Annotated in this window: 14 protein-coding genes; 5 read left to right on the top strand and 9 right to left on the bottom strand. The window is 54.5% G+C overall.

Annotation, left to right across the window (positions count from 1 at the left end):
• Positions 1-470 precede the first annotated feature (470 nt).
• A complete protein-coding gene (acnB, locus tag AQS70_RS21275; RefSeq protein WP_055104715.1) occupies positions 471-3,071 on the top strand; it encodes a bifunctional aconitate hydratase 2/2-methylisocitrate dehydratase in 2,601 nt (866 codons plus the stop codon).
• A gap of 70 nt (positions 3,072-3,141) precedes the next feature.
• Here the strand turns inward: acnB and AQS70_RS21270 are convergent, their stop codons facing one another.
• Positions 3,142-4,212: an AI-2E family transporter gene (locus tag AQS70_RS21270; RefSeq protein WP_055104714.1), complete on the bottom strand. Its 1,071-nt coding sequence runs from the start codon at positions 4,210-4,212 to the stop codon at positions 3,142-3,144.
• Between the two features lie 32 nt (positions 4,213-4,244).
• A complete protein-coding gene (locus AQS70_RS21265; protein WP_055104713.1) occupies positions 4,245-4,484 on the bottom strand; it encodes a sulfurtransferase TusA family protein in 240 nt (79 codons plus the stop codon).
• Between the two features lie 125 nt (positions 4,485-4,609).
• On the opposite strand from AQS70_RS21265, the gene AQS70_RS21260 reads away from it, so the two are divergent.
• On the top strand, positions 4,610-6,040 hold the full coding sequence (locus tag AQS70_RS21260) for a M48 family metalloprotease (RefSeq protein WP_055104712.1): 1,431 nt from the start codon (positions 4,610-4,612) through the stop codon (positions 6,038-6,040).
• 111 nt (positions 6,041-6,151) lie between these two features.
• On the opposite strand, the gene nadA is transcribed toward AQS70_RS21260, so the two are convergent.
• Both nadA and fabF read right to left on the bottom strand, forming a co-directional pair.
• Positions 6,152-7,210 carry a quinolinate synthase NadA gene (nadA, locus tag AQS70_RS21255; RefSeq protein ID WP_055104711.1) on the bottom strand — a complete coding sequence of 353 codons (1,059 nt, stop codon included), beginning with the start codon at positions 7,208-7,210 and terminating at the stop codon, positions 6,152-6,154.
• 245 nt (positions 7,211-7,455) lie between these two features.
• Positions 7,456-8,724 carry a beta-ketoacyl-ACP synthase II gene (fabF, locus tag AQS70_RS21250; protein ID WP_055104710.1) on the bottom strand — a complete coding sequence of 423 codons (1,269 nt, stop codon included), beginning with the start codon at positions 8,722-8,724 and terminating at the stop codon, positions 7,456-7,458.
• A gap of 103 nt (positions 8,725-8,827) precedes the next feature.
• Between fabF and AQS70_RS21245 the strand changes: the two genes are divergently transcribed.
• From AQS70_RS21245 to AQS70_RS21235, 3 genes are all read left to right on the top strand, one after another.
• Entirely contained in the window at positions 8,828-9,331 is a 504-nt protein-coding gene (locus AQS70_RS21245) for a winged helix-turn-helix transcriptional regulator (RefSeq protein ID WP_055104709.1), read from the top strand.
• Between the two features lie 112 nt (positions 9,332-9,443).
• Complete coding sequence (locus AQS70_RS21240; RefSeq protein ID WP_055104708.1) at positions 9,444-9,917, top strand: MarR family winged helix-turn-helix transcriptional regulator; 474 nt, start codon at positions 9,444-9,446, stop codon at positions 9,915-9,917.
• Between the two features lie 202 nt (positions 9,918-10,119).
• Positions 10,120-10,539, top strand: a complete 420-nt coding sequence (locus tag AQS70_RS21235; RefSeq protein ID WP_055104707.1) for an organic hydroperoxide resistance protein — start codon at positions 10,120-10,122, stop codon at positions 10,537-10,539.
• A gap of 66 nt (positions 10,540-10,605) precedes the next feature.
• On the opposite strand, the gene AQS70_RS21230 is transcribed toward AQS70_RS21235, so the two are convergent.
• From AQS70_RS21230 to AQS70_RS23805, 5 genes are all read right to left on the bottom strand, one after another.
• Entirely contained in the window at positions 10,606-11,784 is a 1,179-nt protein-coding gene (locus tag AQS70_RS21230) for a trans-sulfuration enzyme family protein (RefSeq protein ID WP_055104706.1), read from the bottom strand.
• Positions 11,781-13,157: a pyridoxal-phosphate dependent enzyme gene (locus AQS70_RS21225; RefSeq protein ID WP_055104705.1), complete on the bottom strand. Its 1,377-nt coding sequence runs from the start codon at positions 13,155-13,157 to the stop codon at positions 11,781-11,783. The genes AQS70_RS21230 and AQS70_RS21225 overlap by 4 nt, the downstream gene beginning before the upstream one ends.
• A 150-nt stretch (positions 13,158-13,307) precedes the next feature.
• On the bottom strand, positions 13,308-14,981 hold the full coding sequence (locus AQS70_RS21220; protein WP_055104704.1) for an NEL-type E3 ubiquitin ligase domain-containing protein: 1,674 nt from the start codon (positions 14,979-14,981) through the stop codon (positions 13,308-13,310).
• Complete coding sequence (locus AQS70_RS23700; protein WP_156355253.1) at positions 14,945-15,178, bottom strand: hypothetical protein; 234 nt, start codon at positions 15,176-15,178, stop codon at positions 14,945-14,947. Before AQS70_RS23700 ends, AQS70_RS21220 begins: the two co-directional genes overlap by 37 nt.
• On the bottom strand, positions 15,153-19,274 hold the full coding sequence (locus AQS70_RS23805) for a DUF6543 domain-containing protein (RefSeq protein ID WP_206542153.1): 4,122 nt from the start codon (positions 19,272-19,274) through the stop codon (positions 15,153-15,155). The genes AQS70_RS23700 and AQS70_RS23805 overlap by 26 nt, the downstream gene beginning before the upstream one ends.
• Positions 19,275-19,340: the final 66 nt, after the last annotated feature.

Below are 19,340 nucleotides of genomic sequence, written 5' to 3'. Positions count from 1 at the left end.
GAGATCACCGTAAACCGTTGAGCAAAGACCGATACAAGGCGTCTTGATAATTTGATTGGGCATGGCGGGCTAGAGCACTGCAGAGTGAAACAGATGGCCATGTTAGCCCTTTGTCTAACGCAGATCACCCCTCAACCTTCAGGGTCTAACTTACCTTTAACAAGTTTTTACCGTAGAATCAGCCTGCCTTTTAAGGCGCCAATGTCCGTTGGAAGCTGTTTTCAAAGCGTCACGAGCACAGTTGATCCTGAAGAACGGTGTTGATGCCGGGTGTTTGCACTGCAAATACCCACATCAACATTCATCATCCTCCCCCGTTCGGATGGCGTAAAACTTTGAAAACAGCTTCTGTTGGGAATCCTTGTAACTCTGGCTAAGCGGCCCAAAAAGCCCTGCAGCGCATGAGTACCTGGCATTCCTGGATGAGCGTCCCGGACACCCATTTGGGACCAATGATGAGGGTAATAACTGTGCTTGAAGCCTACCGCAAACATATCGAAGAGCGCGCAGCCCTGGGTATCGTTCCCCAGCCGCTAAACGCCGAACAAACCGCAGGCCTGGTTGAGCTGCTGAAAAACCCGCCTGCCGGTGAAGAAGAATTCCTCGTTGACCTGATCACCAACCGTATTCCACCAGGGGTTGACGAAGCTGCTTACGTAAAAGCTGGCTTCTTGGCCGCTATTGCGAAAGGTGATGCAACCTCCCCTCTGATCAGCAAAAAACGCGCTGTTGAACTGCTTGGCACCATGCAAGGCGGCTATAACATCGTGACGCTGGTCGACCTGCTGGACGACGCAGAGCTGGCACCGGTTGCCGCCGAGCAACTCAAGCACACCCTGCTGATGTTTGACGCTTTCCACGACGTTTCTGAAAAAGCCAAAAACGGCAATGCCCACGCTAAAGCCGTGCTTGAGTCTTGGGCTGACGGCGAGTGGTTCAAGAACCGCCCAACACTGGCTGATAAAATCAGCCTGCGCGTATTCAAAGTCACTGGCGAAACCAACACCGACGACCTTTCGCCTGCACCAGACGCGTGGTCGCGCCCGGACATCCCGCTGCACGCCTTGGCCATGCTGAAAATGGCGCGTGACGGCATCGTGCCGGACGTTCAAGGCTCCATCGGCCCGATGAAGCAAATCGAAGAAATGCGTGGCGAAGGCTTCCCAATCGCCTACGTCGGTGACGTAGTGGGTACTGGCTCGTCGCGTAAGTCGGCAACCAACTCGGTACTGTGGTTCTTCGGCGACGACGTTCCGTACGTGCCGAACAAGCGTGCCGGTGGTTTCTGCTTCGGCAGCAAAATCGCTCCAATCTTCTACAACACCATGGAAGATGCTGGCGCACTGCCAATCGAATTCGACGTTAGCAACATCAACATGGGCGACGTGATTGACCTGTACCCGCACGCTGGCAAAGTGTGCAAGCACGGTACTGACGAAGTCATCACCACCTTCGCATTGAAAACACCCGTGCTGTTGGACGAAGTGCGCGCTGGCGGCCGTATCCCTCTGATCATCGGTCGTGGCTTGACCGAGAAGGCTCGCGCTGAGCTGGGTCTGGGCCCGACCGATTTGTTCAAAAAACCTGAGGCACCTGTTGAAAGCACCAAGGGCTACACCTTGGCGCAGAAGATGGTCGGTAAAGCATGCGGCGTGACGGGCGTTCGTCCTGGCACTTACTGCGAGCCTAAAATGACCACCGTCGGTTCTCAGGACACCACCGGTCCAATGACCCGTGACGAACTGAAAGACCTGGCGTGCCTGGGCTTCTCGGCTGACCTGGTGATGCAGTCGTTCTGCCACACCGCGGCCTATCCAAAGCCGATCGACGTGACCACGCACCACACCCTGCCAGACTTCATCATGACCCGCGGCGGCGTTTCCCTGCGTCCGGGCGACGGCATCATTCACAGCTGGCTGAACCGCATGCTGCTGCCTGACACCGTCGGCACCGGTGGTGACTCCCACACTCGTTTCCCAATGGGCATCTCGTTCCCTGCAGGCTCGGGTTTGGTTGCGTTCGCAGCAGCCACTGGCGTAATGCCACTGGACATGCCGGAATCGGTGCTGGTTCGCTTCAAAGGCGAAATGCAACCTGGCATCACCCTGCGTGACTTGGTACACGCCATTCCTTACGTGGCGATCCAAAAAGGTCTGCTGACCGTTGAGAAGAAAGGCAAAATCAACGAGTTCTCAGGTCGCATCCTCGAAATCGAAGGTTTGGACAACCTGAGCATCGAGCAAGCGTTCGAACTGTCCGACGCCTCGGCAGAACGTTCGGCTGCTGGCTGCACCATCAAGCTGTCCAAAGAGTCGATCACCGAATACCTGAACTCCAACATCACCCTGCTGCGCTGGATGATTGCTGAAGGTTACGGCGACGTACGCACGCTTGAGCGTCGTGCTCAAGCGATGGAAGCTTGGGTTGCTAACCCAGAACTGATGGAAGCTGATGCTGACGCCGAATACGCGCACATCATCGAAATTGATCTGGCAGACATCAAAGAGCCTGTGCTCTGCGCGCCAAACGATCCGGATGACGCTCGTCTGCTGTCCAGCGTGACTGGCGAGAAAATCGACGAAGTGTTCATCGGTTCGTGCATGACCAACATCGGCCACTTCCGCGCAGCGGGCAAGTTGCTAGACAAGGTCAAAGGTCAGCTGCCAACTCGTCTATGGCTGTCGCCTCCGACCAAAATGGACGCTCATCAACTGACCGAAGAGGGCTACTACGGCATCTACGGCAAAGCGGGTGCACGCATGGAAATGCCAGGCTGCTCGTTGTGCATGGGTAACCAAGCACGCGTTGAGCCGAACTCCACCGTGGTCTCGACCTCGACGCGTAACTTCCCGAACCGTCTAGGTGACGGCGCGAACGTTTACCTGGCTTCGGCTGAGTTGGCGTCGGTTGCTTCGATTCTGGGTCGCCTGCCTTCCGTTGAGGAATACCTGGCCTACGCGGCAGAGATCAACACCATGGCAGCGGACGTGTACCGTTACCTGAGCTTTGATCAGATCGCAGAATTCCGTGAGTCGGCAGCCAATGCCAACATCCCGGTCATTCAAGCGTAAGCTGATGGCGTAACGAAAAAGCCCCTGCTCGCAAGAACAGGGGCTTTTTCATATCGGCTACAAAAACGATTTAAAGCAACGGCGCGACCACTTGTTGCTCCCGCGGCCAGGCATCCAATACCGCTTTAAACAGGGTCGCCAACGGTATCGCAAAAAACACCCCCCAAAAGCCCCACAACCCGCCAAACAACAAGACCGCACAAATGATTGCGACCGGGTGCAAGCTCACCGCTTCAGAGAACAACAGCGGCACCAACACGTTGCCGTCCAGAGTCTGGATGATTCCGTAAACCGCCATCAGGTAGATGAACTGATCGCTCCACCCCCACTGAAACAACGCAATCAGCAGTACTGGCACAGTCACCACCACCGCCCCCACATACGGCACCACCACCGAAATACCGACTAACAATGCCAATAAGGCCGCGTAGTTAAGGCCCATCGCGACAAAAGCAATGTACGTCACGCCACCACAAATGATGATTTCGATGACCTTGCCACGGATGTAGTTGGCGATCTGACGGTTCATCTCCTCTGCCACACGGGTAATCAAAGCGCGCTCACGCGGCAGATAGCCGCGAACCCAGCGGCCAATCACGGCCCGATCTTTGAGGAAGAAGAACACCAGAATCGGCACCAGCACGAGATAGATCATGATATTGACCAACAACGGCAAACTGGACAGCGAAAATGTCAGCGCCAGTTGCCCAAACTTGCCGATCTCACCACGCGCCACCTCAATGGCTTGCAGCACCTGCTCATCAGAGACTAGATGCGGGTAGCGCTCTGGCAACAGCAGAAGCAGCGACTGCCATTTGGCAAGCATGCCCGGCAACTCATTGAACAAGGTGATCAACTGGTGCCACAGCAATGGCACAACCACCACTATAAAGACCAGCAACAGCCCCATAAACAGTGCAAAGACCAAGCCGACGGCCGCCGCCCTAGGCACCCGCAGTCGCTCAAGCGCCAACACCAGCCCCTGCATCAGATACGCCAGCACCATGCCAGCCAAAACGGGTGCGAGCATACCGCCCAAGGTCAACACTGCCGTAAAGGCCAGGACCAAGAGCACCGCCAAGACCACCGCCTCCTCATCAGAGAAGTAGCGCTGAACCCAATTTCGTAACACGTTGAACATCGACATTCCTTTAGACAAAGCGCAGCCGGGCCTTAAGCCTTACGTAACCAGTAACGATAGGTGCCAGCCTCTTCTTCTTCACGCAGTAGCTCATGCCCAGCTAATCGTGCGAAGGTTCGAAAGTCACGCTGCGAACCGGCGTCCGTCGCTATCACTTTCAAGGTCTGGCCTTGAGCCAAACGATTAAGCTCTAACTTGGCCTTGAGCAACGGCAATGGACAACTCAGGCCACTGGCATCCAATTGCTTATCATGCGCCAACACTTCAGTCATTTTTCACTTCCTCGGGCTCTAGGGTTGGCATTTTTCAGCACGCTAGAATACCCCAAGCTGACCGCCACTGGTCGCGAGCCGAGTGTCCAGCTACAGTAAGCGCTTTACCGACTAGAGCTTTGTGCATGAATTTTCTGCGCCCTACCCTGTTGACGCTCGCTTGCCTGCTCGCATCACCGAGTTTTGCAGACAATTTACCGTCTCTGGGTGACGCCAGCTCAGCCATCGTTTCTCCGCAGCAAGAGTACCAATTGGGCCGTGCCTGGTTGAGCATGCTGCGCAGTCAGGTGTCACAGCTCAATGACCCGCAACTGAAAGATTACGTCGAAACCAGCGTTTACAAGCTGGTCGAAACCAGCCAAGTACAAGACCGTCGCCTTGAATTCATTTTGATTAATAGCCCACAGCTCAACGCCTTTGCGGCACCTGGTGGGATTATCGGGGTCAATGGCGGGTTGTTTCTTAATGCGCAAACCGAAGGCGAATATGCTTCGGTGCTGGCCCACGAACTCGCGCACTTATCGCAGCGCCACTTCGCCCGGGGGGTTGAAGCACAGCAACGCATGCAGCTGCCGATGATGGCTGCGCTACTGGCCGGTATTGTGCTGGCGGCTTCAGGCGCTGGTGATGCCGGGATTGCCACCATTGCAGGCACACAAGCTGCGGCGTTTCAGGAGCAGCGACGTTTCTCACGCCAAAACGAGCAAGAGGCCGACCGTATTGGCATCCTTAACCTCGAAAAAGCGGGCTATGACCCACGCTCCATGCCCACCATGTTTGAGCGTTTAATGCGCCAATACCGCTTTGACGGTAGGCCACCCGAATTTTTGCTGACTCACCCGGTGACCGAATCGCGTATCGCAGATACGCGTAACCGTGCCGAACAAGCCAGAGTAGGCGGCACCGAAGACAGCCTGCGCTATCAACTCATTCGCGCCCGTGTGCAGCTGCAATACGAAAGCACGCCGGGTTTGGCAGCCAAGCGTTTCCGCCAGCAACTCGATGAAAATCCAAACAATGTCGTGGCGCGTTATGGCTTGGCCATCGCACAAATCAAGGGCAGCCAGTTCAACGAGGCCCGCACCACCCTGAAGCCGCTATTGGACAAATCGCCCAACGACATCACCTACAACCTGGCGCAAATTGAACTGGACATGGACAGTAATCGTCTCGCCGACGCTCAGCAGCGGGTCGACAGAATGCGCACGCTGTACCCCGGCAACTATCCACTGAATCAAGTTCGGGTTGACTTGCTGCTCAAGCAAAACCGCCCCGCCGACGCAGAAAAAGCCTTGGACGCCCTGCTTAAAAGCCGCCCGGATGACCCGGACGTCTGGTATCAGGTCGCCGAAACTCGCGGGCTATCCGGCAACATTATTGGCCTGCATCAAGCCCGCGCCGAGTACTTTGCCTTGATGGGCGACTATAGCCAGGCTATCCAACAAATCGCCTTTGCGAAAAAGCTCACCAACAACTTCCAACTGTCGTCACGGCTTGATGCCCGTCAGCGTGATTTGATGGATCAAGAACGGGCAATCAAAGAGATGATGAACTAAGTTGCTACGCAAACCATCGCAGCCTCATTCTTCGGCAGCTCCTACAGGTTTTGTGTACGCCATAAACCCGTAGGAGCGAGCTTGCTCGCGATCTTTTGATCTGCTGGGCCTTTAGGCGTTACCCGCCAGTTTCAAGCGCGCGGCCTGGGTGAAATCCAGCATGCGCTTGAGCGGGCGAACGGCGTGGGGCACCAGAGCCGGGTCGACAAAGATCTCGTTTGTGCCCTTTTGCAGGCACTCAAGGGTGCGCTCCAGGGTGTTCATGGCCATCCACGGGCAATGCGCGCAGCTGCGGCACGCCGCGCCGTTACCAGCTGTTGGGGCTTCAATAAAGACTTTGTCGGGGCACAACTGCTGCATTTTATAAAAAATGCCGCGGTCGGTGGCGACGATAAAGGTTTTGTTCGGCAGCTTTTGCGCAGCGGCAATCAGCTGGCTGGTGGAACCCACCGCGTCTGCCAGTTCAATCACCGACTCCGGCGACTCCGGGTGCACCAGAATCGCGGCGTCCGGGTACAGCGCCTTCATGTCTTCGAGTTGCTTGGACTTGAACTCTTCGTGAACGATACAAGCGCCGTCCCACAGCAGCATGTCAGCCCCGGTTTGGCGCTGGATGTAACGCCCCAAGTGTTTATCCGGGCCCCAGATAATCGTCTCGCCGTTGTCCATCAGGCTTTCGATAATTTCCAGCGCGCAACTGGAGGTCACCACCCAGTCTGCCCGCGCTTTGACCGCTGCCGAGGTATTGGCGTACACCACCACGGTGCGCTCGGGGTGCTTATCGCAAAACGCCGAGAACTCTTCAACCGGGCAGCCTAGGTCCAGCGAACAGGTGGCTTCTAGCGTCGGCATCAGCACGCGCTTCTCAGGGGTGAGGATTTTTGCCGTCTCACCCATAAAGCGCACACCCGCCACCAAAATGGTCTTGGCCGGGTGGGCAGCGCCAAAACGCGCCATTTCAAGGGAGTCAGACACGCAACCACCAGTTTCTTCGGCCAAAGCCTGGATCACCGGGTCACAGTAAAAATGCGCGACCAGTACCGCGTCACGGGCTTTGAGCTCGGCAGCAATGGCTGCGCGCAGCGTCTTCTCTTGCTCGGCAGTCAGGGGTTTAGGCTGCTTGGCATCGAGGTGGGCTTGGACCAGAAATCGTTCAGAAATTTGCGTCATGTTCGCAAGACCTGCAAGCGCTAATGCGCGAAAGTCGAGTGTACCACCGGCTCTGGACTGTCGAGCCCCGCCGGGAGAATGTGTGTTATCAGGCACGGACCAGCTATTGAGCGCGCTAAGGCTACAGAATATGCTTGCGATTCAAAAGTTTAATATTGGCTTTGCGACAGCTGAAATCAGAGCAGTTGCCTCACTCATCGACCACCGATAAGTGAGGCTAAATCAGTTCAGTGCTAAATTTTGGGTTATTCCCAACGCTTGAATAGTACGCTCGCATTAACCCCGCCAAATCCAAAGCCATTTGAGATCGCGTACTCAATCGCCAGGTTTTGCGCTTGGCCGCGAATCAGGTTAAGCCCGGCTGCCGCTGGATCCGCAGCCTCAAGGTTCAGCGTTGCTGGGGCAATCTGATCACGTAGGGCGAGCAAGGTGAAGATGGCTTCGATACCACCCGCAGCCCCCAAAAGATGCCCGGTGGCGGATTTGGTGGCGCTTATGGCGACGGTGGCGTTGTCACCAAACAAGCGCTTAATAGCGGCTAACTCGCCTTTGTCACCTACTGGCGTCGACGTCGCATGGGCGTTCAAGTGCTGAATCTGAGCGGGCGTAATACCTGCCTGCTTGATCGCCTGCTCCATCGCTCTGCGTGCCCCCGAACCATCCTCAGGGCCAGCCGTCATGTGGTAGGCATCGGCGCTAGTGCCATAGCCAACCAACTCGGCGATAGGCTTGGCGCCTCGGGCTAAAGCATGTTCCAGCTCTTCGATCACCAATAATCCAGCCCCCTCGCCCATGACAAATCCGTCGCGGTCTTGATCGAACGGGCGTGACGCTCGCTCTGGGGTATCGTTGTAGCGTTGCGACAGCGCTCGCGCCGCGGCAAAGCCGCCTAAACTGACTCGATGGATGCACGCCTCGGCACCGCCGCAGACAGCCACGTCAACTTCACCGGCGCGAATCATTCGGGCAGCATCGCCAATGGCTTGTACACCGGCAGCGCAGGCCGTGACCGGTGCCCCCAGCGGACCTTTCAGGTGATGCAAAATCGAAACATGCCCGGCCGCCAAGTTGCACAGAAAGGACGGAATCGTGAACGGTGAAAGACGGCGCGGGCCTTTACTGTCTGCCGTGCGGACCGCCTCGGCAATGGCTGGAAACCCGCCCACTCCGGACGCAATAATCGTCGCCGTACGTTCTTGCTGCTCCTCAGTGTCCGGCGCCCAACCTGCCTGATCTAGCGCCTCTTTTGCAGCGGCAAGCGCAAACAAGATGAAGCGATCCATCTTGCGTTGCTCCTTGGCAGGAATTAACGCGTCAGGGTCGAATCCGGCTTCAGGGTCTTGGTTGCAGTCTAAAATCTGCCCGCCAATACTGATCGCCAAATCGCCAACCAAGGTTTCAGGCAGCCGACGGATTCCGGATTGTCCCGCTAACAAACGCCGCCAGGTCTGCTCTACCCCAGAACCCAGCGGGGTTACCGCGCCCATGCCCGTTACAACGATGCGTCTTATCACGATGGCTCACTCCATACATTCTTCTTGGTAGTGCTTCAAAGACGAAACTATCATTATGAAAGTAACATTGGTGAGTAAATTTTTTAGAACCTTAGGAACCGTCATGCAACGCACATCCCTTACAAGCGCCGAATGCCCAATCGCTCGAGGACTCGAACGGGTCGGAGAATGGTGGAGCATCTTGATCATGCGCGATGCCCTGCAAGGATTGAGGCGCTTTGATGAGTTTTCGCAAAGCTTGGGGATCGCCCCTAACATGCTCACGCGCAGGCTAAACACGTTGGTTGAAGAAGGACTGTTGGACCGCAGACGCTACAGCGAGCGCCCGCCTCGGTATGAATATGTTCCGACAGCTGTAGGCGAGGATTTCAGAATTGTGATCATGGCGTTTATCGCCTGGGGTAATCGCCACTACACGCCGGAAGGCGAAAGCCTGCAAATCATTGATAAACAGACCCATCATCCGGTTCAAGTGCTAATGATGGACGCCCTCGAGAACAGGGTTGTTCCGATTGAACGGTGCACCGTTAAAGCGGGGCCTGCGGCAAGTGCAGGGATGCTGGAACGCTTGGCGCAGCTAGCGGACAAGCAGCCTCAAAACGTCTGACGTTTAGGACTACCCAGCGACCATTGGAGTCGTGGCCGTTGGGCATAACTATATTGTGCGCTAAAGGTATTGACGCTAAATTGTTCGCTCTTTTTACGCTAGGGTTTATTTAATGACTGTCGACGACCACCCCGCCCCGGCAGATGCTGGCAGCTGTGATTTCATGCTGCTGCAAAACCAGCTGTGCTTTGCACTGCACTCCACTTCATTGATGATGACCAAGGTCTACAAGCCAATGCTTCAGGCGCTGAACCTGACCTATCCGCAATATTTGGCCATGTTGGTGCTATGGGAAGAAGATGGCCTGACGGTAGGAGAAGTCAGCGCACGATTGCTGACGGATCCAGGCTCTCTGACACCCCTGCTCAAGCGCTTAGAAGCCGAGGGCATGCTCAGCCGTATTCGCAGCCAAGAAGATCAGCGCGTGGTTCACCTGCGCTTGACTCAACAGGGCAAAGCGCTGCATGAAAAAGCCATATCTATCCCCCAGTGCATTCTGGCGGCCAGCGGGCTGAGTCTTGAGCAATTGCAAGATATTCAGAAAAACCTGCTTGTGCTACGCCGTAATCTAAACGCCAGCCTCTGACAGCACAGAGCAGTCTCGCGATTTTTTGATCTTTAACAGATCGCGAGCAAGCTCGTTCCTACAAGTGCGTGAACTGCGCCGCAAAAAATAGCTTGCGCGCAAATATTTATAGCGGTAAGTTTACGCCCAACAAGTTAGCACGCAAACAATTAGCGCTAAAGATAGATTTCACTCCTCATCGCTCTCGTAAGGAAAGTCCGCCATGAACGTTCTCTATACCGCAGTTGCAACCGCTACCGGTGGCCGTGATGGCCGCGCTGTTTCCAGTGACAAGATTCTCGACGTTAAGCTGAGCACCCCCAAGGAACTAGGTGGTGCAGGCGGTGAAGCGACTAACCCTGAGCAACTGTTCGCTGCGGGTTATTCGGCTTGCTTTATCGGTGCTTTGAAGTTTGTGGCTGGCCAGAGCAAGCGCAGCATTCCTGCCGACGCCTCGATCACCGCTCACGTAGGCATTGGCCAGATCACTGGCGGTTTCGGCCTCGACATCGACCTGCACATTAGCTTGCCAGGTCTTGAGCAAGCCGATGCCCAGGCACTGGTAGAGGCCGCTCACCAAGTGTGCCCTTACTCCAACGCGACCCGTGGCAACGTCGACGTGCGCCTGCACGTCAGCGTTTAAGCTCGCAGCTTGCGGCAGCTCTACGGCCCCGTAGAGCTGCCGAAATATGCCCCAACTATCTAGGGCTTAAATCCGCGCCAGTGCCTGCGCCAAATCAGCGCGCAAATCTTCAACATCCTCAACGCCCACTGACAACCGCACCAGCCCATCACCGATGCCCAGTTGCGCACGGGTAGCTACCGGAATGGTGACGTGGGTCATGATTGCAGGGTGTTCAATCAAGCTTTCTACGCCGCCCAAGCTTTCAGCCAGCGCAAAAATATCTACGCCTTCAAGAAAGCGTCGCGCGCCAGCCAAATCGGTGTTCAAGTCGATAGAAATCATCCCGCCAAAGCCGCGCATCTGCCGACGCGCCAAGTCATGCTGCGGGTTCGATGCCAGCCCTGGGTAGTGCACACGCGCTACCTGCGGCTGACGCTCCAGCCATTGCGCCAGCTCCAAGGCATTGCTGCAATGACGCTCCATACGCAGGGCCAAGGTTTTTACGCCGCGCAGGGTGAGGAATGCATCAAATGGCCCGGCAATTGCGCCGACCGCGTTTTGCAAAAAGCGCAGACGCTCAGCCAGCTCAAGGTTCTGCCCGACGATAGCGATGCCGCCGATCACATCAGAGTGCCCGTTCAAATACTTGGTGGTCGAATGCACCACCACGTCAAAACCCAGTTCCAGCGGGCGCTGCACCCAAGGGCTGGCGAACGTATTGTCGGCTACACAGATGATCCCGCGCGCCCGGCAGATGCTCGCCACGGCCGCTAGGTCAGTCAGGCTGAGCAGCGGGTTGCTAGGGGTTTCGACCCAGACCATCCGCGTGTTGTCCTGCAACGACGCTTCAAAAGCGCTGAGGTCTGTCAGGTCGACGAAGCTGAAGCTGTGCCCGGCGCTGCGCTGGCGGACTTTGTCGAACAGGCGGAACGTACCGCCGTACAAATCGTTGCCCGAGACGATGTGCGAACCGGCATCCAATAACTCCAGCACCGTCGAAATGGCCGCAAGGCCAGAAGCAAAAGCAAAGGCATCACTGCCGCCTTCAAGATCCGCAACGCAACGCTCCAGAGCAAACCGCGTCGGGTTGTGCGAGCGCCCGTAGTCCAGGCCTTTGTGCACGCCGGGGCTTTCCTGCAAATAGGTGGAGTTGGCATAAATCGGCGGCATCAAGGCCCCGGTAGAAGGGTCTGGCACCTGCCCTGCGTGAATCACGCGGGTGGCGAAAGCCTGAGGTTTGCCCGTTTCTTCGTGCTGACTCATGCAAGGGATCTCCGTAAGTGATTGAGCAGGTCGACGCGAGTGATCAGACCATGAAAGCCTGAGGCGTCAGCAATAATGGCCACCAATCCGCGGTCCAGCTCAGCCTGAAGCTCAGCCAGACTGGCCTGCGGTGCCAGGGTGTGCAGCGTATCGGTCATGGCGCTGGCGACCGTTTGGCTGAAGTGCGAAGCGTCTTCATGCAGGCCCAGCAGAATATCGGACTCATCAATCACCCCCACCAGTTGCTTGCCGTCCACTAACACCGGCAGTTGCGATACATCGGCCAAACGCATGCGTTGGAAGGCAGTCAGCAAGGTCTCGTTCGGACTGGCGCTGATGACTCGGCCGTCTTCAAAACGCCGGGCAATTAAGTCGCGCAGATCACCGTAATGCTTGAATTGCAGCAACCCTTGGTCCTTCATCCATTGGTCGTTGTAAACCTTCGACAAATAACGGGTGCCGGTGTCGCAGACAAAGCTGACCACGCGTTTAGGCTCGGTTTGCTCACGGCAATAGCGCAATGCTGCCGCGAATAAGGTGCCGGTCGAGGAGCCGCCCAAAATTCCTTCAGCACGGAGCAACTGCCGGGCATGGTCGAAGCTTTCTTCATCACTGATCGAATAAGCCTTGCGCACGCTGGACAGGTCGGCAATCGAGGGGATGAAGTCTTCACCAATGCCTTCTACCGCCCACGAACCCGCTTGACCAATGACCCCGTTGCGGCTGTACTGCGCCATCACTGAACCCAGCGGATCGGCCAGTACCATTTCCAAATCAGGCTGCACTCGTTTAAAGAAGCGAGTTAACCCAGTCAACGTGCCGGCAGAGCCGACACCGACCACAATCGCGTCCAGATCGTGCTGAGTTTGTGACCAGATCTCCGGCGCGGTACTGCACTCGTGGGCCAACGGGTTAGCCGGATTGTTGAATTGATCGGCGAAAAAAGCATCGGGGATATCCGCCGCCAACCGTGCGGCCACGTCTTGGTAATACTCAGGGTGACCCTTACCGACATCCGAGCGGGTCATATGCACTTCGGCGCCCATGGCCTTGAGGTGCAACACCTTCTCGGTAGACATCTTGTCCGGTACTACCAACACCACGCGATAGCCTTTGGCACGCCCAACCAGCGCCAGCCCCAACCCGGTATTACCGGCCGTCGCTTCAACGATGGTGCCACCAGGGCGTAAACGCCCGTCACGCTCGGCAGCGTCGATCATTGCCAGCCCTACCCGGTCCTTGATCGAACCTCCGGGGTTTTGCGATTCAAGCTTGAGGAACAACGTACAAGGGCCCGTATCGAAGCGGCTGACGCGCACCAGCGGCGTATTCCCGATCAATTCCAGAACAGCAGGTTGAGGATTGTTAGGCATAGAGTCACTTCCCGTGTTTTGCACTGGATGGACAGCGACTGGCGACACATCCTGTCATGCCCGCCACCGCAAACCTTCTACGACCATAGGCTGGGATAGGATGAGCCGCAACCTAGCAGCGCTGATACTGACACGGATGCCTGCATCAAATTAATTGCTGTTCAATTTAGCCAGTGCGTCGAGGGTAAGCCTGTTCACTAATGCTTGAAGCTCACGCGCATAACGCTCAGCGTCATAAATATCCCTACCACGCACCACCCTATGACTCGCGTTATACACAGCCTCAAATTGATCAGCGTAGCGATTTCTCAAAAAACGGTCCCACATTGGGTCGTTAGTCATGTAATCAAGCATGGCCTCACCGTTATCCATTGCCAGGATCTTAACGCCTGCTTGATCAATGACAGCCTGTTCAACAAATCCTAGGCTGACAAACTTCATGTGTTTGGGTTGAGCAGGCAGATCTAATACCGCTTTAAGTTTCAATCGGTAAGTGAAGCCAATTTCAAGTTCGTCAAAAGGGCCACTTCGCTTGCGGCACTCCTCGTAGGCAAAGCTATCCAACACCTCTAAACGAAATTCACCTCGAACGATTCGCGCCAGACTGCGCTCGGCACGGTTGGGGTCGCCCTCAGCCAACGCTTTGGCTACCAAGACCTGAACCTCCAACTGACTGAACAACAGCGATACCGCGTCACAGCACTTTCTGGGTATCGAGGCTAGGCTAAATAACGCATTGCGCACCTGCTCATTAGCAGCGGCCTCTTGCAGCACGCTCTGTACCCGAACCACTAAATCGTCTTTGATCAGCTCATAATCGGCGGTGGTTTTTAGGTCATCAATCAATTTGAAAAAGCTTAAGGCACGCGGGTCTTCGCGAAGTAATTGACATGCCTGATACCTGATTAGGCGCTCATCAGCAGCAAGGCCGTGGAGCCATACCAAGTCATCAAAATCTAATCGCGGCGGGTGGTTGGCATCATGATGCAACCCAAAGTTGATACCGGTACGCCCCTGATAGTCTCGCAATTGATTAAGGGTCGCAGGTGTCAAGTCGTTTTCCTGCAGAGCGGTGCCTCGATTGATTGTCTCAGACCCACTCAGCACCTCTGCGGGTACGGTGATGATGTGATTGCGGCTTAAATCTAAACGGACCAGATGCGGTAACTGCATGACACCCTGAGGCCAAATCACGGCTTCTGTGTTAGACAGATTCAACTCTCGCAACTGAGTCAGCGCTCTCACATCAAATCTTCCGTGCAACGTACAACCAACCAGACTCAAACGTTGCAACTGAACCAACCCGCCCAATCGTTGCTGATCGCTCTGGACTAAACTTAAGAAGTTGTACGCCATTGAAAGCTCAAGCAAACCTGCCATTTGCCCTATGGCACTAGGAAGGCTCGCCAACCCGCAAAACTCGACTTTCAATGATGTCAATGAGCGAAATCCGAGCAAGAACTGATTAAAGTTTGCCTCAACGCCTAACGCCATTCCGGCGCCCACCCTCATCCCCGTCATATGTAGTTGGCGGATATGTGAGAAGTCAGCCGTGAGGACCGGTAATGTCGGGACGCGCCAGTTGTTCAACGCCAAGCTGTAGCCCACTACGTTACCCTCAGAGTCGATGAGAGGAGGCGTTTCTTTGCGCCAAGCTTTACGCAACTCACTGGCCATTTCCTGCTTGTGCTGCTGAGCCAACACATCGTGTGTGTCAAAGTCGGGTCGGTGGGTTAACCACGTCGAAAGTTGCTGCTGCAACACCTGGACCTCATGTTCAAGCCGAGTCAGCTCTTGTTCAACATCAAGGTTAAGAGCGCGCATACGTTCAAGCGCACGCGCAGATTGACCGTCAGCACTGGCGGGATAAATCCTTTCATAACGTTGGCGCGATGGAATATCGGCAAAGTACCGGTCAGTACCTGACCCTCGACCACTCCATGAGTAGCCGATACGCCCGTCCGCCAATCGTGTTGGGGGGATAAACCAAGGCTGTTACGCGCCCATCCCAATGAGTTCATAAGCCCGGACACGGTTTTCTACGATCTTTAGTATCAATTGCTCTTTCAGCAGATCTGCACCACCGGCGTAGGCATGGCCCAACGCTTGACGTTCGCGATCGGGTGGTGCGTTCAACAACGCAATGAAAAAATCCTGACCGCTGGCTTTTGCTGCCGGGTCGGAGGCTGCGAAGATTTGCCAGCCTTGTGCCGTTTTTATAACAGTTAATTGCACGCGGGCACTGTTCCCGCCCGAAGAGCAGATTAATCGCCCAGACGCATGATCTTCACGTACTTCAACTTTCAAAGCTGCTGACCAGCCTGATAGTGTGGAAAGCCAATGCACCATCAACTTCACACTGTCGTTGTTTTGCCGGGCCGATAAATAGAGGCCTTCAATGGCACGGTTAATCCGCACCTCGTGCAAATACCAAAGTGCTTCCTGTGATAAACGCAGAGGGACACGCCCGTCTCTCATTTGCGTAACTTCAAATTCATTAGCACTGTGAATAAGGTCAACAACTAGGCTGTCAGACAGTCCAGGAAACACTCGCTTAATCAGCTCGAACGAGGGATGCGTTTGACTTTCAGCCACTGCAACATGATTGTCGCGGGGGAAACGCTGCAAGGTATCACTGAGTAAGGGAGGTAGTTTCTCTTGATTAACATGCACGCGCCTGAGCATCTCTTCGCTGGTGTTACTGACGTCGAGGATGGCGCTGATTTGGTTGCTATCAAAACCTTCAGCGCTGTAGCCCAGGCGTCGGAACAGGTACTGCCCTTGCCACTCCATAGGACGTTCAAATACATGACGCCATGTACCTTCACCATTGCCCAAGAGCGCAATAGGCGCGCGAGCAAACCGATTATTATCCATGATGCGGTTGGTGAACCCGTCAGTCGCTGATTGAACTTCGTAGCGTTTACCATCCAAGACAATACAGGGCACATCATCGAGGGTGTAAATGCCTTGGGCGTTAGGTTTTATATCAGGCTGCCACCTCACATCAGGCAGTGAATAAGTGTCGACTTGCGGATCATTTTTGTTAATGAATCCGTCAGGCCCGCGAAACGCACTCAAGTCGTCAACGAGCACTTTGCGCCAACCCGCCACCGTCAACAGATTAGGACTTGGTCGAGACTGGGTTCGTGAGAGAGATGAGAGCGCTGCAATCAGGGCGTGATAAAAACTGTCAGGCCCGATGGCGGCGGGTATGAAGGCATGCTTTTTTCTGTCATAAGCGGCATAGGCGCCTGAGCCGAGGTCACTGATGATCAATTTTCTGTCGCTGTACATGTACTCCGCCGCTGGCGGGTCAATGTTTGAAGTGGCGATAATCACCAATTCAATGTTTAGCAGGTGTTTGATGATTCGGGTGCACAGATCTTTCGACCACTGATCGACATCAGGATTGAACGCACGAGGGTGATACATCCCATCCAGCATTCGCTCTAGCCGCGCCGAAAAAACAGCCCCTGTGATTGCGCGATGTAAAGGTTCGGGCAACGCATATGAACCCCGCTGAGTGCGCCGATACAGTGTTTCATCTAGTTGCGTACGGTAATTCGCAAGCGTCGGATGCAAGCCCAGCAATTCGTGGCAGCGCGCCAGCGACAAACCTACATGTAACGATTGCAACTTAATAATAACTGGAGACACCTGCGTGCTTTTAGGGCCTTCTAAAGGAAGCCAATTCAACGCCAAACTGCTGGTCATCCCGCCTGTCGGTAGCTGGTCTTTATGGAGCGTCAACGCGGTAAACAGAGACTCTTTGTGTATCTCGAGCTGTGAAGCTAATAACTGGGTCAGTTGCCGTGTATCGGTCTGCAGACTCAGTTGTTTGATAAGACCACTGAGCAGGTCATCACTGAACGCTTTAGTAAACGTTGAATTGTTTAAAGTAAGCTCGCCGTCATCCAGACGCCTTACAGTCAACGACTTATAGACGACATCGGAGGCTGAAAATTGACCATGCACTTCAATGAGCTTGCCGTCATGATTCAGCACAAATAATAGGATGTCTTTTGGCCAATACTGGAGTTGAGTTAACAACGCCAGCAATGGGCGCTCGGTCAAAGAAAGTGTCTGCGGGTAACGACTCAGTTCATCAGCACAGCGTTGCAGTTGGGTATCCGCTTGGAAACGGGTGATGGCATCGGTCAGTGAAGCTGGGGCGCGTTCGCCTTGCCAGATTCGTTGTAAATCTGCCCTGCTAACTGCGCTGATTGTCAGCGCTGTGTGAGCCGCTTCTGCTGTCATACCACGGACCATGCGACGCAATAGCTGAACATCGGTCAGTGTTGGGCTGTCGTCCAAGTCCAATTGCCAACGTTTATGAGGAGCACTCCATACCACCGGCGGTTTGAAAGCGTTCAAGTCGGCTTTTACGATGGCTCGCCATGTGCCATCCAGATTACGTTCTACTTGGACTACAAACTTCTGGCCGTCTTTTTCTAAAAATGCATAGTCGCGCCCTGCATGGCTATAAATACCCTGCTCATCAAGCTTCATAGCGTCTGTGACGGACGCAGGTGCTAACGAAAAGTGCGCTGGATCACTTACCCACAAGTCTGTTCGTCCATCACTGCGCGTATAGGTTCTCGGTTGCCCTAGGCGCTGAAAGAGCTTTGCATGGCGACGTTGAGCCAACCGACCCGCACTGCCCATCAGTACCGACGTCAACAATATGTCTACTGTATCTATCAGTGTGGAGGCCAAGCCACTGTTGTCATTCTGACTGGCCTGCTCAAGTGCGTTATAGATGTTTCTGGCCGTCACCCCGGTAAACAGCAGTTGAATCACCTTTGTTAAACCCTGAGTGCCACCAGGAACAGGCGTCAATATGATACCGGCGACCTCATCTAACAGCGTGCTAACCGCCGAGACCACGTCCGTCCAGTCCTGTACAGATCTTTCTGTCGCTAACTGACTAAGGCGGAAGTCATAAAGATCGGATTGAAATTTAAAGACCGCCCCTTCCAATGAATACGTTGGGCTCAATAGCTTAAAGCCCAGCCCCTCGAAATTTATCCAGTTTCGGCGAATGCGTGCGCGCCTTGAGAGAACGTTAAAACCGCTAGGATCTACAGGTTGAGGAGCAACCTCGGTTAATTTTTCATAAAGCGTGTGTGTCAAATGAGCGTTAAACCACTCCATTTCATTGTCAGCCCGAGCGCGAAGTAACTGCCTGCGGAAGTCTGCAATCAATGCCTTGTCGTTGGCATGCTGGCGTAACTCACCGTTAGGGCGGCCCGGAAAAAAACTAAAGACACTCGCCGTACCTTGTCTTTCGATTTGAAAGAGCGGAATGCTGACATGGTAACCATCGGTCTCATCTTCAGGTGCGCGCGTCGTAGAAAAAGTAAGACCTCCCGCAGGGTAATACCCCTTCCCAGACGCTAGCTCCGCAAGTGTAAATTTAATCACCATGACAACTTGTCGAATACGTAATTGACTCGATGAAGTATCCAGCGCGTCACTCAGTTCCCTAACTGCCCCCTTGGCTACATGATCAAGACCAGACGTTCGATAGAGTTCCAGCAGGCAAAACTGGAGATGTGCTTTAGTACAAATTCGCAAAAACTTATGAAGCTCACCCTCGCTAGACATCGCCTTATTAATACGCGTCTTAAGTTGAGATCCGAGATTAAGGCGACGCGCCACAGTGATAAAGGTATTAGCAGGAATAATCGAGGCCGTGTCGATATCATCAGGATTCACTGCAAAACTGAAATTCGCTCCGGGTGAATGATTGATGAAACTGGCATTGACTAAACTATCGCTGTTAAAACTTTTGAAATACGATAAAAAACCAAAGTTCATGCAGGCTGCCTGCCATAAACTCATGCTGAGTACATGTGCCACCGGGGTACGCTTATCGAGGATAGCCTGCGGTTCTGGTAAATTTTCTGTTCCAGTAGCCTCCTCTATACTTTCGAGCGAGCGTCTTACTCGCTTCGGCCACTGAAATTCCTTTTCAGGGACGTGTAAATAGCGAGTATGGATGTAAGTGGTGTGCGGGTCCAAGTCTTTCCCAGTCAACTCCAATAGCTGTGTACGAATAGATTGCACCCCCTCAGCTTCAAAATCGTCTTTTATTTTTTTGTCTTCTCGCACCACATTCTCTAGGGCTTGTGCGTATTGACGTACTAACTGCCGATAACGAAACTGCTCACTGTGGGT

This window comes from Pseudomonas endophytica, assembly GCF_001411475.1.
Lineage (GTDB): Bacteria > Pseudomonadota > Gammaproteobacteria > Pseudomonadales > Pseudomonadaceae > Aquipseudomonas > Aquipseudomonas endophytica.
The sequence above is the reverse complement of the archived record's forward strand: the minus strand, read 5'-3'. Positions and strand labels throughout refer to the sequence as shown.

Coding starts and splice junctions, on each gene's coding strand:
- AQS70_RS21270 (WP_055104714.1), bottom strand. CDS start 4,212: ATGTTCAACGTGTTACGAAATTGGGTTCAGCGCTACTTCTCTGATGAG.
- AQS70_RS21265 (WP_055104713.1), bottom strand. CDS start 4,484: ATGACTGAAGTGTTGGCGCATGATAAGCAATTGGATGCCAGTGGCCTG.
- AQS70_RS21260 (WP_055104712.1), top strand. CDS start 4,610: ATGAATTTTCTGCGCCCTACCCTGTTGACGCTCGCTTGCCTGCTCGCA.
- nadA (WP_055104711.1), bottom strand. CDS start 7,210: ATGACGCAAATTTCTGAACGATTTCTGGTCCAAGCCCACCTCGATGCC.
- AQS70_RS21245 (WP_055104709.1), top strand. CDS start 8,828: ATGCAACGCACATCCCTTACAAGCGCCGAATGCCCAATCGCTCGAGGA.
- AQS70_RS21240 (WP_055104708.1), top strand. CDS start 9,444: ATGACTGTCGACGACCACCCCGCCCCGGCAGATGCTGGCAGCTGTGAT.
- AQS70_RS21235 (WP_055104707.1), top strand. CDS start 10,120: ATGAACGTTCTCTATACCGCAGTTGCAACCGCTACCGGTGGCCGTGAT.
- AQS70_RS21230 (WP_055104706.1), bottom strand. CDS start 11,784: ATGAGTCAGCACGAAGAAACGGGCAAACCTCAGGCTTTCGCCACCCGC.
- AQS70_RS21225 (WP_055104705.1), bottom strand. CDS start 13,157: ATGCCTAACAATCCTCAACCTGCTGTTCTGGAATTGATCGGGAATACG.
- AQS70_RS21220 (WP_055104704.1), bottom strand. CDS start 14,981: ATGCGCGCTCTTAACCTTGATGTTGAACAAGAGCTGACTCGGCTTGAA.
- AQS70_RS23700 (WP_156355253.1), bottom strand. CDS start 15,178: ATGAACTCATTGGGATGGGCGCGTAACAGCCTTGGTTTATCCCCCCAA.